This is a genomic window from Vibrio sp. SCSIO 43153 (genome assembly GCF_023716625.1).
GTDB classification, from domain to species: Bacteria; Pseudomonadota; Gammaproteobacteria; order Enterobacterales; family Vibrionaceae; genus Vibrio; species Vibrio rotiferianus.
On sequence record NZ_CP071855.1, the window covers coordinates 1,659,051 to 1,672,315 of the forward strand.

Consider the following 13,265-nt stretch of genomic DNA (forward strand, 5'->3'; position numbering starts at 1 on the left):
ATATGGGTTGACACTTTTAGTTAAAACGCTCGATGAACTTCATCGGGCGTTTTGTATTTTAGAGCTGTATGTGGTCTCTGTTCATTATAGAGTTTCACAGACTCAGCGACCATTTTCTTAGCTTCATTCAAGTCATTCGGCTTAGTCAGCAAGTACTCCATCTTTAAGATACCATTTACTCTTTCCGCTAGAGCGTTTTGATAGCAGTCGTACCCATCAGTCATAGAGCATGTCACATGATATTTTCTGTGTAATGACTGATATTCTTCAGAGCAGTATTGAATACCTCGATCAGAGTGATGGATAAGCTCTCCCTCATATCGCCGCTTTTTCAAAGCTTTCAGGAACGCACTCTTAACGGCTTGCGTCTTCATATTATCATCGAGATGATACCCAACTATCTTCCTCGAGTAAGCGTCAGTGATTAAGCTGAGATAAGTATTTCCCGCTCGTGTTGCCAAGTAAGTAACATCAGCGACCCACAACTGCTCCGGTTTATTTGGAACCATGCCCTCTTTGATTCGGTTTGGATGGCAGTGGAACCGGTGATGGCTGTTTGTTGTTCGATGATAAGCCCTACGGTTTAAGACCAATAGGCGATGCTGTTTTAGCAATAAAAACAGACTGTCTCGCCCTATATAAATGTTACTCTGACTGAGTAAGTACTTTAGCTTTCGAGTTCCTAATCGAGGATGTCGAATCCTTTGCTCTTTGACGAACCCAATGACAGATTGCTCTTTCTGAGTTCGCTGAAGCTCGAGCGCGCAGCGTTTGTAAAACGCCTGCCGAGTAATCCCGATGAAGTGACAAGCTTTAGTTACTGTGAGCTTTTTGACCGTTTTTTCCTTAATAACTCGGCTTTGCGCTTCTTTGAGATTCGGACTCCGAAATCTCTATCCATTACTTTTACGACAGCCTCAAAGAAGTCCGCTTTCAGTTGAGTTTCTTCAAGTTGTTGCTCGAGTTCTTTTATCCGTTGTTCTGGAGTTTGAGTAGAAGGAGAATCAGGCATACCATTACCTACTGTGTTTGGTTTCTCTATTCCTTTAGACCAATTTAGCTGACCGTGCTTACGAAGCCAAACTAAGACAGTAGACCGACCTTGTATCCCGTATCGCTCTTGAGCTTGTTTATAGGTCATTTCGCCTTTTTCTACTTGGTCAACGACCGTCAATTTAAAAGCAAGAGAATAATCTCGTTGGGTTCGTTTACTTGTTGATTTCATGACACTCTCCAATTTCATGTCGGAAATGTGTCAACCTTATTTAGGACGGTACACGGATAACAAAAAGGCCCCTTAAAAAAGGAGCCTTATAAAACGCTTCAGAGTAGGTGATTAGAAGCTAGAAGTGTCTTGGAACAAACCCACTTTCAGATCTTTTGCTACGTAGATTTCTTTACCGTCTACACATACACGGCCATCAGCTAAGCCCATCACCAACTTACGGTTAACAACACGCTTCATGTGGATTTCGTAAGTTACTTTTTTCGCTGTTGGTAGGATCTGACCAGTAAATTTCACTTCGCCAACACCAAGAGCGCGACCTTTCCCTTTACCGCCAACCCAGCCTAAGAAGAAACCAACAAGCTGCCACATTGCATCAAGACCAAGACAGCCTGGCATTACCGGGTCACCAGGGAAGTGGCAATCAAAAAACCAAAGGTCAGGAGTAATATCCAATTCTGCAAGAATTAAACCTTTACCAAAATCGCCTTCAGTCTCAGACATTTTAGTAATACGATCCATCATTAGCATGTTTGGCGCTGGAAGCTGAGGGTAACCAGGTCCGAACAGCTCACCTTGGCTAGAAGCTAGAAGATCGTCACGGTTATAAGAATCACGTTTGTTTTGCATTATCAATTACTCCGATTTTTGATAGCTGCATCTTAGTGAACACGTGTACGCTAAACAACTCCGATCAGTACTAGACAAACCAGTTTTTGATGCGCTCCACAATTCCTTCAGGATGTTCGTGTCTTTCAAAGCTTTCAATACGTTCAGCAATTTTACCAATGACGCTATCTTCTTCTCCACGAAATGGTTTTGACATCAGGATAGGAATCGCTTCGTCTACAGTAGAAACAGACCAAATATGGAACTCATCATTCTTAATGCTCTCTATGACATCTTTATGTAACGCGAGGTGCTTGAGGTTAGATTTGGGCATAATCACACCTTGCTGGCCAGTGAACCCTTGGTGTTTACATACTTGGTAGAAACCTTCGATTTTTTCGTTCAGGCCACCAACGGCTTGCACACGACCAAATTGGTCTACAGCTCCGGTGACGGCGATCTGTTGATTGACTGGAGATTCAGACAGGGCACTTACCAAACAGCAAAGCTCGGCTAATGAGGCGCTATCACCGTCAACTTCACTGTAAGACTGCTCAAATACAATCGATGCGGAGTATGGTAGGGGTTCATCAAGATCCAGTGCTGAGCTCACAAATGCTTGCATGATCATCATGCCTTTGGCGTGTAAGTTACCGCCAAGCTCTGCCTTGCGTTCAACATCGGAAATATCACCATCACCGAAGTGTATAACACATGAGATACGAGCGGGCTCTCCGTAAGAAACTGGGTGTCCAGCCATATCGATAACGGTCAATCCGTTAATTTGGCCAACCTGTTCTCCCGTAGTCTCGATGATCACTTGCCCGTCAAGAATATCATCAACCGCTCGTTGAGGCAGGTATGACTCACGGTAGTACTTGTCATCAATAGCCTGATCAACCGCGTTAAAGTTAATGATATCGCTCGTAGCATATTGTCGTGAAAGGCCAAGTAACTGGTTGTGCCACATCACACCAAGAGGTAAGTAATGCTGATCCTCCGTGTATCGCATACCAGCAAGAATTAACCTTTTAAATGCACTGCAATCTAAATTTGGATGCTGATATTTCTTACAAATCCAGTTAACCAATCCAATATAGTTACCGAGGTTCTCTTGAGAAAGATGAATGTCTTCTTCCACTTCTGTATACATCGTTAAGCCTGCCGAAAAGTCATCATCAACATATTCTATTTCGGCCAACTGATTACGATCGCCTGTGATTATCAGTTTTACATCGTAAGTTTTTGCCGTAACTGGTGAAGAGGCGATACGCTCAGGCGTTAGGTTTATTGGCGAAAATCCAGTCCCCTGAATAGCTGCTTTGATACTCGGCCAACGAGCGGCATTAGCAAGAACCAAATTTGCTGGAACAATTAGATAGCCACCATCTGCTTTAGAGAGCAAACCCGATTCACATGTCGTGTTACCATCTCGACTCACCCTGTAACGGTCAAACAACTCTTTCGCGTCAAGCGATTCTGTTGTGATAACAGGACCAGACGTTTTACCCTTTACTACATCAAAGATAAACCCTCTATAAATGGCGTTATCAGTACAGTTGACCAAGAGTATGCGAGTGAGTCCTCGGACGTTAGTAAATCTATTAATGGTTGCTTCAAGTCTTGGCTGAAGGTCAATAAAGGATTTTATCGGAAGAGTAGTTGCATTGCTTAAAAGCTCTTCATATTGCTCGAAAGAAGGGGTGACATCTTGCCAGTTAACTTGGTTCATTAAAATTCATCTTAATCTAATCTTGCGAAGCATTATAACGAAACGATGATCAACTCCCTAGCGACAATTTAACCAATCCCAAAAGTTGAAACGGTACGCCGGTTAAACTTTAGACAAATAAGTGATCGACATCGATACTTTCACGAGTTTTAATTGCTGAATTGACATCTCTGGGTTACGCTGTCACCCAGATGCGCATTAAGGGTCGAAAGGATGAAATATCAGCAACTTGAAAATTTAGAATGTGGTTGGAAGTGGAAGTATCTCATCAAAAAATGGAAAGATGGAGAGGCGATAACACGCTACATTGACACCAGTGAAGCTGACGCAGCAGTTGCTGAGTTGCGTAAAATAGAGCATGAGCCAACACAAGTTCTGACTTGGATTGAAAACCATATGTCAGAAGAACTCGATAATAAGCTCAAGCAAGCGATTCGCGCTAAGCGCAAACGTCACTTTAATGCTGAGCAAGTTCATACCAAGAAGAAATCCATCGATCTTGACTATCGTGTATGGGAAAAGCTCTCCAGTAGAGCGAATGAGCTAGGTTGTACGTTATCCGATGCCATCGAATATTTATTGTCCGAAGCATCAAGAAGCGAAAAGGCAAGTCTTAAGGTATCATCAATTAAAGAAGACTTGAGTAAACTGTTGTCTAGCTAAGGAGCACCGAATGCTTTATGTAATCTTGATTGCTGCTGTTGTTATTTTTTGGTTGATAGCTGTAGATCGCCCAGTTTTAAAGGTGAACTTTGACAAGGGTAGTTTGACTAAAGTGAAAGGCCACATTCCACCTTCTTTTAAGCACAACTTGCAAGATATTGCTGAACATTTTCCTTTTGATGGTCAACTGAAAGTATATAGTCAGCGCACTGGTATGCGACTGGTGTTTTCTAAACAGGTACCCAAGAAAGTACAGCAGCGTATTAGAAACGTTTTTCCTCACCAAGGTTTTAAAAGTAGCAAAGGGAAAAAGCAGGCCTAACAAACATATCACTTACGAAAAAACACTCACCGGGACGCACAACATGCGTCCCGGTTTTATTTACGAAAGAGAACTTAATATAGTCAGTATTCATGGCTTCTAAATACTATCTGACTGAAAATGCGTTCAATACTCCTGTTTCCTTTATTATTGTTTTCGAACCTTATTGTTGCAGATGATTCGGAATTCAATCCTGTGGCAAAGAAAATCAAATCTAAGCTCCAAAAGCAGGTAGATAAGAGGTTTGATGATTACCAAGGGTATTGTGATGTCATGATTGAGCTAGAGCACTCCAACAGCACTGCCAAGATAAGGCGTGTCACTGGCATAGGTGACACGAAGATCTGCAAATTTGCCAAATCGAAGCTGAAGAAAGGCAAAAAGTTTAAATATCGGTATCCCGAAAAGTTTATCCGCCTTCACCTGTCTACTCTGTCAAAATTGTAGTTTGTTGATGGTTTAGTAGATTCGGATGGGGCATTATCTGAATTAATATCACACAAAACTTAAGATTGATTGCCATATCGTATACACTATACCAATTAGATTCATTATAAGAAGTATAGGGATAGAAGCTTGTTGCTAACCAAGAAAACCTACACGCAAGAAGCAATTGATATAGCAAGTAAAGTATCGAAAGAGGTAGAAATTCGACACGCAAAATGGCTTGTTAGCATGAAGTACCTAGTTGATCAAACAGAGGTCGATGATTTACTAAGTTTACAAGGCCGCTATTGTGACGACGTCATCTTCAACGAGGATGAACGTATAACCCGAAATCAACGTATTTTACTTATGTGCGAACAAGAGCGGGTACAGGAAAGACGTCAGGTTGTTGAAGACAAACAAAAAACACTAAGAAAAGTTGTGCGGGATGTTTCACGAGTAGCTGAACGCATGTTGATTAGTAAGTTAGAGTCTTATCCTATTGATAAACTATGCGGAGGAATCCCTCTTTTTGATCATTTTGCTTCTTTTGCATACTCTCCATCACTGTCTTTTTCGAAGTTAGGGACACTCACGACCCTTAGTCACCAATTGAACTCTACCATTGTAGATCTCATTTCTAACCCCAAATTTTGTGAAAGGCTAGGGCGTAAACCTAAGGGCGTACCGGATGCAAAAGTTGCTATTGGTCAAATCGGAATTGAGAATTGTCGCCTGTTATTTCCTGTCTTAATGGCAAGGCCGATGCTCAAATGGGCAGATCGGAATACCAAACTTATTGCTCCTAAAATGTGGCAACACCTTGTGGTAACTGCAAATGTCACACGAATGCGTTTACAAAGTGCAGGTGTTCGAGAGCCAGACGCAGGTATCCTAATTGGTGTTTTGCGTACGCTAGGTAACTTCGTCATCGTCAATCATTTTACTTATACCTTTGAAGACGCATTGGTTGAGGTCATGCTTAACTACAGGAAAGCAGAAAAAAAAGAAGAATACTATGCTTGTGCTGACATAAAAGCCAATACCGCCTTTTTACCAAAAGTCATACACGAGATGGAAGCATCGATTACACGCCGTATTCTCGAATCATATGATTGGCCAAAAGCTTCATTACATATCAAAAATGCTGTCATCGAAGATCTTGATAACATACCAATATTGGAGAGAAGCGACTATGGCGCAGCATTGGCACAAGCCAAAGCGTACTCAATTTATGAAGGCTTAACAAAAAGTAGCGCCTTCATTGATAAGCACAAGCCATTCTGGTTCGCAAATGTTCAGATGTCTGGAGAAGCACTAAAAGAAGTGCGCTCAAGAATCCCCGGGAAGTTAACATTAACAATGTAGAAATCAGTATGAAAAGAAAAGCTCGCGTCGCGAGCTTTTTTGTTGTTAAGCCGTAAGGTACGACTAAATCAATTAATAGTTACAGTGTGATGTCGTGAAGTGCGAGAGCATCTGAAGTGCTATCCAGAAATTTTAATATGTATCAACTTCTAAGATACTTGGCCAAAGCTAGGTTGAACATAGGTGGAGCAGGGAGCTAGCCGCCCTTGTTGGTTACGCGGTAACGAAATCCTTTAATTAGCTCATGCTTGAAAGAAGATGAGCAGCTTAGTAAAAACTACTTAAGTCTTTGGCTCCAAAGGAAACAACCGCTTTTGTAGTCAGACAGAAAATCTATTAGATGATTTGAGCGTGGTTCATGTCAAGACATCCATAGTGACAACGTCACCATGAAAAAGAAGCGTAACCAAGTTTAGGTACACGTGGTGCGAACCATCAATTTGAATGAGCTCACGCAATCACGTCGGTAACGAGGTTGGTAAACTCGGGGCTTGCGTTTAGAGTGTGGGACCCAAAGCCCGTCGGCGATCATCCATTGACGTAGAGTCTCTTTGGATACCGCGAGGTTGTGTTGTACTGAGAGTTTTTCTAGAGCGAGCGTTGGTGAGAAATCAGAATAATACTTGTGAATGATCTTTAGTATTTTAACTTTAAAATCTTCAGAGTAACGTCGGTAACTCGGACGACCACGAGCAGCGTGTGCGAGACTTTGAGTTCCTATAGTGCAAATTCGATTGAGTAAGCGCCGGATATGACGAACAGACACATTTAGAATAACTGCAGCCAAGGTGGTCGCGTACAGATCTTTTTGTAGCAGCAGAAATGTACACAAACCAGTTCATTGACGCCTACAAAGAGCGAATGAACTACGTGCAATAGAAACAAATTGCGCCTGATTTGGGGATAAGCCTCAAATGCTGACAGAGGACGAATATCGCAAATAATTCAATGCGCTTGGATTGTCTGGAATTTAAATGGCTTGCACTGGATTAGCCGTAGTGTTAACAAGCCCACAAGAATTACTATACCAGTGCGCATTATGTATATTATGTTAAATAAACTATCCATGTGCGCCAAATCTTCTCTAGTTTGGTCTCCTATCCCGTTCAGATTTTAAAATGCCGCGCTTTTTGGCAATGCCATTAAACATAATGGCGATTTACCATAAAATACTTAATATAGATCTTAATAATCTACGATTGTTAAGATCTATATTAACGCGCTACGCGGTTTCAACTAGCGACTGAATTGCTTCGTAGATCTCTTGTCGTCGAACTGGTTTTGAAACAAAACCGTCCATACCGGCTTTCATGCATGTAGTCTTGTCGCTTTCTAATGCGTGAGCTGTTAACGCGATGATTGGAATATTAATGCCTTTCTGTCTGATTAGCCTCGTCGCTGTTATCCCGTCCATAATTGGCATTGAGACGTCCATCAAAATGATGTCGATGTTTTGCCTTTGTTCTTCAAGAAATGCGATTGCTTCTGCGCCGTGGCTCGTAATAAAAACATTATGTCCTAACTTGTTTAAGATTAGTTTAATCACAAGTTGATTAGACTCCGTATCTTCTACAACAAGAAGGTTCATTGCTTTTGATGGATGGTTGGGCTCTATCTTTACCGGTCTATCTTGATTATTTCTCGTTAACACAGGTATCTTAATTTCAAAGTGTGAGCCAACATTCTCTTCACTTTTAACGCTGATTGTTCCTCGCATCATTTCAACCAAATGTTTGGTGATAGCCAGTCCAAGGCCTGTACCTCCAAATCTTCGCGTAATCGAGCTGTCTCCTTGATTAAAAGCCGTGAAGAGATTTCCAATCTTAGCTTTTGGAATTCCAATGCCAGTATCAGCAACAGAAATTACAAGTTCGCTATCTTGCTCAATCACAGAGATATCAATACCACCAAAATCTGTAAATTTGCTCGCGTTGCCAATTAAGTTAAAAAGAATTTGAGACAAGCGTGTTGAGTCTATCCAATATTGCCTGTTTTTATCGAGGTTACACTCGAACTCAAAACTCAAATTTTTAGCTTTAGCTACCTGTTTTTGTTGAGAAACGATAAGAGTTACAGCGTCACTAAGGTTAGTCCACTGTTCGTTCAAATGAAAGCTACCAGACTCTATTTTTGACAAGTCAAGAATGTCGCTAATGATTGCGAGAAGCAGATCTGCTGAGCATTCCATCTGATTAAGGATTTCTGATTGTTCTTCGGTTAAAGTCGATTGCCTCAATATGTCGAGCATGCCCAAAACTGAGTTTAACGGAGTACGAATCTCATGGCTCATCATGGCTAAGAACTCTGACTTAGACTGGTTTGCTCTTTCTGCCTCTTCTCTTGCCTTAGCAAGCTGTGAGGTGCGAACCTCTACGATACGTTGTAACTTCTCTTTAGTTTCGATATCTATAACAGCCCTTTCAATCAAAGGTCTGAAACGCCGAAGCGTCTCTTTGTTTTCGATACTGAAGTGACCTTTTTGAGCACCTACAAGTATGATGATAGTTTGTGTTACTTCAGACCGAATACCAGTTACAAGCATGGAACTTACCTGGCTTTTAATAAAGGAGTTAAGCCCCTCAAACTCCTTTAACCGCATTGGTTCAAACAGCAAAATACACTCACCATTGAGCGCCCTCTCCGACGCGTTACCCGGTAACCAACTAGTTCTATCAAAGACGCTATTTGTCGATAGAAGTGTTTTGAAATTTTGTTGATTGCAGTCACGGGTGATGACGATGAAGTCATCAAAGTCGATGTATTTCTTTAGAACGCTGTTGAGGCCGGAAAATATTTCGTGGCGATTACGAGCCTCACTCATAGCAGAAATGGCTGATAAGATTGCTTTGTTTTCGTCAGCCAAGAGCTTCTCTCGCTGTCTTGCCTCTTTTAGTTCAACAAGTGCCTCTTGTAACGCTTCTTGTTGGTATATCTCTAAATATTTATTTTTCATAAGGTTTATGGAAAATTGCTGAAGAGATCATCAGGTTTCCATGTCCATTTTCGCCACCTATAAATCTTCCTTGCTCACCAAAGGTAAACGGGCAAATAAAAGGCAGGTTATCTAATTCCTGGTTAATTTGTTCACAAACACTATTAATATCTTGCTTTAAGTGCAGCATAGGGCCCGCGCAAAAAATGTTTATCACTCCTATTTTTCGAGACTCTTCTAACTTTTGATTGAAAGCAGCGTTAACAACTCTGGCCGCTCGAGCCACTAGATGCTGACGACTTCCCTGCATTAGGGTAAGAACTTCACCTTCTTCAATATTCGTGAAAAGCTCGATGCCACCCTGCTCTGTTTCTCTGATTGGGTGAGACAGTTTGTAATAAGGCCTCTCGTACAGGTGCCCTGCAATACGTCCCAGAGGATACGCACTGGAGTTTGTAAATAGGAAGCTTTGTTCGTCCGATTGTGTTTCTTGATGCTTCGTCCACTTGCGGTAGACATCTAGTGCGGGTTGGTCGTCTATTTCTAAAAGGCAGCGGCCCATAGTCTTTGTTGCGATACCAGTGATGCTTGTTGGAGAGTGCCCTGCACTAAAAGCGGTATCAACTGCCTGAGACGAATAGAAGAGAGTAAGACTTACCCCGTTCTGCTCATATCCTTGGGACGTGATTACAGACCAATTCCCTTTTACATTGTTATCGGCTGACGATCCGCCAATAATGGGAACCAAAGTACCAAAGCGCTCATCGATACATTCGATAATCGATTCTTCATGTCCCGGAGTTGCATGAAGAAGGATCAGGTTGGGTACTTCACCTACTCTATTTGCATGAAAAAGCGCCATATTAAGCGCCTCATCAACGCTTGTTTCTAAATTTGCCCCATAGGTTGAAATCCCAGTCCCGTATGCGTGCTGACCGGAATCATAAATCGCAAGTACTGCAATAACAGGTCCTTGATGATACCCATGGTTGGTCATGATTGCTTGACACGAACTGGCCCCATGCACGGTGGCTTCAGGAAATAGTTTAACGAATGCACGTTGAATTTTTCTGAAGTCATACTCCTCTGTGTAATAACAGATCAAATGGGACAGATTATCCTGGCTCAATTCTGAGCGAAATTTTTCTATCGCTGAATATTCGTCGGTAATATGAGTAAATAATGATTGGCACTGCATACGGTTTTATTATTGTTTATCACTTTACTGTTATACCATTGCGAAAATTAAGCGCTAGGTAAGAAGGTATTAACTGCACAAAGAAGATACAATTATCTCGCGTCAGATCTGATTTATAAATGAACTTGGACAATGTTTTCGTTTATTTTGAGATTAATTGCTTTTGTCTCAGAAATACTATTCCACTCAATATCGCGATATTTATCACCTACGTTAATAAATTGACCAGATTGATTTAGATCAATTTTTAGACTGTCAATTTCTGTGCTTTCGATCGAAAAACCGTTCGAACTCTTGTTTATGGCGATTTTTGACTGACCAATTGTTACATCACATCGTTGTTTTTGTGAACAATCCACAACTCTGCTCGTCTCATAAGTAAAGGTGCGCCAGAAAAATGCTCCAATTAAAACACTGAGCATGATTAAGATTTGTGCAAGTCTTGCCTTTGTTAACTTTTGTGCGGCCATAATTCCTAATATCCTTGTTACAAACTTCAAACTTTTTAAATAAAAAATGATTTCCAGAGGCGTTGTAAGGTTACTACTCTGTCATTGAATTGTTAATTCAAGTATAGTGTCTCGCTGAAAATGCCACTTTTTATTAAAGTCAGCAATGGAAATAAAGTGATGATAACACTTGAATTCTTGAGTTTACTTGGGTGGTGTTACGACGCAAGTCGTGTTGGAAGTAAAGTGTAGTTAATTAGAAATTGGAAGCATGCAAATGAGCCAAGTAAAGCAGCTTGAACAAAACTACAACTATACAGTCGTTCGCCAATTTACCCTTGTGACCATTTTATGGGGCATAGTTGGTATGGCTGTTGGTGTTTTGATTGCCGCTCAGTTAGTTTGGCCACAGCTAAACTTTGATACGCCGTGGTTGACGTACAGTCGTTTACGTCCATTGCATACTAATGCGGTAATTTTTGCGTTTGGTACCAGTGCCCTGTTCGCAACATCTTATTATGTTGTTCAGCGTACTTGTCAAACACGTCTTTTTGGTGGTCCACTCGTTGCCTTCACCTTTTGGGGTTGGCAAGCAATTATTCTAGCAGCAGCAATCACCCTACCTTTAGGTTTTACCTCGGGTAAGGAGTACGCTGAGTTAGAATGGCCTATTGATATCGCAATTGCGATTGTCTGGGTGTCTTACGCAGTCGTGTTCTTTGGAACACTGGTTAAGCGTAATACCTCTCATATCTACGTGGCTAACTGGTTCTTCGGTGCCTTTATCATCACAGTAGCAGTACTTCACATCGTGAACAGCATGGCAATTCCTGTTGCTCTAGGTAAATCTTACTCGATTTACTCAGGCGCCGTGGATGCAATGGTTCAATGGTGGTATGGACACAACGCGGTAGGTTTCCTATTGACCGCTGGTTTCCTTGGTATGATGTACTACTTCGTTCCTAAGCAAGCTGAACGTCCTGTTTATTCTTACCGTCTATCTATCGTTCACTTCTGGGCACTAGTTTCGCTGTACATTTGGGCTGGCCCTCACCACCTACATTACACAGCCCTACCAGACTGGACTCAGTCTCTAGGTATGGTGATGTCTCTGGTTCTATTCGCTCCATCTTGGGGTGGTATGATCAACGGTATCATGACGCTATCTGGTGCATGGCATAAGCTTCGCTACGACCCTATCCTACGTTTCCTAATCGTTTCATTGTCTTTCTACGGTATGTCTACTTTCGAAGGTCCAATGATGTCTATCAAGACAGTTAACGCGCTATCGCACTACACAGACTGGACCATCGGTCACGTTCACTCTGGTGCATTAGGTTGGGTTGCAATGGTTTCAATCGGTTCTGTATATCACCTTGTTCCTCGTCTATTTGGTCAAGAGCGTATGTACTCTGTTAGCCTAATCAACGTTCATTTCTGGTTAGCAACTATCGGTACTGTTCTTTACATCGTAGCAATGTGGATCTCTGGTGTAATGCAAGGCCTAATGTGGCGCGCAGTCAACTCTGACGGTACGCTAACTTACAGCTTTGTTGAATCTGTAGAAGCATCTTACCCGTTCTACTTCGTACGTTTCCTAGGAGGCTTCATCTTCCTATTCGGTATGTTCCTAATGGCATACAACACGTACAAGACGGTAACTGCGCCTAAAGAAAGCTTAAAAGCTATCCCTCAACCGGCATAAGGAGATTAAAGAATGAGTAATAATTCGAATAATCGCCACGAAATCCTAGAACGTAATGTCGGTTTGTTGGCTATTTTCATTGTGTTTGCAATCAGTTGGGGTGCGCTTGTAGAAATCACTCCTCTGATTTTCCAGAAGCAAACTACCGAGCCTGTAGAAAACCTGCGAGCTTACACTCCTCTAGAAATGGAAGGTCGTGACATTTACATCCGTGAAGGTTGTAACGTTTGTCACAGTCAGATGATTCGTCCTTTCCGCTCTGAGACAGAGCGCTACGGTCACTACTCTGTTGCTGGCGAAAGTGTTTGGGAGCACCCATTCCTATGGGGTTCTAAGCGTACTGGTCCAGATTTAGCACGTGTAGGCGGACGTTACTCTGATGAGTGGCATCGTGTTCACCTAATTGACCCACGTGAGCTAGTACCTGAATCAAATATGCCAGGTTTCCCTTGGCTTGAAGAAAACGTACTAGACGGCAAGCTGACGCAGAAGAAATTAGAAGTATTCCGCAACCAGTTCGGTGTTCCGTACACGGATGAACAAATCGCGAATGCGGCTAAAGAAGTAGAAGGTAAAACAGAGATGGATGCAATCATCGCTTACCTTCAGTCTCTTGGTCATGCAATGAAGTAAGGG

14 protein-coding genes are annotated in these 13,265 nt (G+C 41.9%); 7 read left to right on the top strand and 7 right to left on the bottom strand.

All coding sequences use genetic code 11. The features are described from left to right. Positions 1-20: 20 nt before the first annotated feature. From J4N37_RS07420 to J4N37_RS07430, 3 genes are all read right to left on the bottom strand, one after another. Positions 21-1,225, bottom strand: a protein-coding gene (locus J4N37_RS07420) for an IS3 family transposase (protein WP_252042075.1) whose coding sequence is annotated in 2 segments (ribosomal slippage) — positions 21-838 and positions 838-1,225 — 1,206 coding nt in all. Because the reading frame shifts where the segments join, the coding sequence is not laid out codon by codon here. Positions 1,226-1,336: 111 nt separating this feature from the next. After that, entirely contained in the window at positions 1,337-1,855 is a 519-nt protein-coding gene (gene fabA, locus J4N37_RS07425) for a bifunctional 3-hydroxydecanoyl-ACP dehydratase/trans-2-decenoyl-ACP isomerase (protein WP_010448008.1), read from the bottom strand. A 70-nt stretch (positions 1,856-1,925) separates the two neighbouring features. Further along, positions 1,926-3,566, bottom strand: coding sequence for a S16 family serine protease (locus J4N37_RS07430; RefSeq protein ID WP_252042076.1), 1,641 nt, complete (start codon positions 3,564-3,566; stop codon positions 1,926-1,928). A 213-nt stretch (positions 3,567-3,779) separates the two neighbouring features. On the opposite strand from J4N37_RS07430, the gene matP reads away from it, so the two are divergent. The 4 genes from matP (at position 3,780) to J4N37_RS07450 (ending at position 6,345) form a co-directional block, all read left to right on the top strand. Then, positions 3,780-4,229: a macrodomain Ter protein MatP gene (gene matP / locus J4N37_RS07435; protein ID WP_045394892.1), complete on the top strand. Its 450-nt coding sequence runs from the start codon at positions 3,780-3,782 to the stop codon at positions 4,227-4,229. A gap of 10 nt (positions 4,230-4,239) precedes the next feature. Further along, complete coding sequence (locus J4N37_RS07440; RefSeq protein ID WP_010448001.1) at positions 4,240-4,551, top strand: DUF3634 family protein; 312 nt, start codon at positions 4,240-4,242, stop codon at positions 4,549-4,551. Between the two features lie 120 nt (positions 4,552-4,671). Beyond that, entirely contained in the window at positions 4,672-4,998 is a 327-nt protein-coding gene (locus J4N37_RS25250; RefSeq protein ID WP_010447998.1) for a hypothetical protein, read from the top strand. Between the two features lie 129 nt (positions 4,999-5,127). Next, positions 5,128-6,345, top strand: coding sequence for an HDOD domain-containing protein (locus tag J4N37_RS07450; RefSeq protein ID WP_252042077.1), 1,218 nt, complete (start codon positions 5,128-5,130; stop codon positions 6,343-6,345). Between the two features lie 412 nt (positions 6,346-6,757). Here the strand turns inward: J4N37_RS07450 and J4N37_RS07455 are convergent, their stop codons facing one another. Next, the gene (locus J4N37_RS07455) at positions 6,758-7,177 is read right to left on the bottom strand and encodes a hypothetical protein (protein WP_252042078.1); all 420 of its coding nucleotides are present in this window, start codon (positions 7,175-7,177) and stop codon (positions 6,758-6,760) included. Between the two features lie 142 nt (positions 7,178-7,319). Here J4N37_RS07455 and J4N37_RS25255 point away from each other — a divergent pair, with 142 nt between their 5' ends. Further along, positions 7,320-7,400, top strand: a complete 81-nt coding sequence (locus tag J4N37_RS25255) for a DUF3693 domain-containing protein (RefSeq protein WP_503048340.1) — start codon at positions 7,320-7,322, stop codon at positions 7,398-7,400. A 167-nt stretch (positions 7,401-7,567) separates the two neighbouring features. Here the strand turns inward: J4N37_RS25255 and J4N37_RS07465 are convergent, their stop codons facing one another. The 3 genes from J4N37_RS07465 to J4N37_RS07475 all read right to left on the bottom strand — a co-directional run bounded on the left by J4N37_RS07465 (position 7,568) and on the right by J4N37_RS07475 (position 10,945). Further along, positions 7,568-9,298 carry a response regulator gene (locus tag J4N37_RS07465; protein ID WP_252042079.1) on the bottom strand — a complete coding sequence of 577 codons (1,731 nt, stop codon included), beginning with the start codon at positions 9,296-9,298 and terminating at the stop codon, positions 7,568-7,570. After that, positions 9,288-10,475, bottom strand: a complete 1,188-nt coding sequence (locus tag J4N37_RS07470; RefSeq protein ID WP_252042081.1) for an FIST signal transduction protein — start codon at positions 10,473-10,475, stop codon at positions 9,288-9,290. The genes J4N37_RS07465 and J4N37_RS07470 overlap by 11 nt, the downstream gene beginning before the upstream one ends. 113 nt (positions 10,476-10,588) lie before the next feature. Further along, on the bottom strand, positions 10,589-10,945 hold the full coding sequence (locus J4N37_RS07475) for a hypothetical protein (RefSeq protein ID WP_252042082.1): 357 nt from the start codon (positions 10,943-10,945) through the stop codon (positions 10,589-10,591). 256 nt (positions 10,946-11,201) lie between these two features. Between J4N37_RS07475 and ccoN the strand changes: the two genes are divergently transcribed. Both ccoN and ccoO read left to right on the top strand, forming a co-directional pair. After that, positions 11,202-12,629, top strand: a complete 1,428-nt coding sequence (ccoN, locus tag J4N37_RS07480) for a cytochrome-c oxidase, cbb3-type subunit I (protein WP_010447944.1) — start codon at positions 11,202-11,204, stop codon at positions 12,627-12,629. A gap of 12 nt (positions 12,630-12,641) precedes the next feature. After that, positions 12,642-13,262, top strand: coding sequence for a cytochrome-c oxidase, cbb3-type subunit II (ccoO, locus tag J4N37_RS07485; RefSeq protein ID WP_010447943.1), 621 nt, complete (start codon positions 12,642-12,644; stop codon positions 13,260-13,262). The last annotated feature ends 3 nt before the right edge of the window (positions 13,263-13,265 follow it).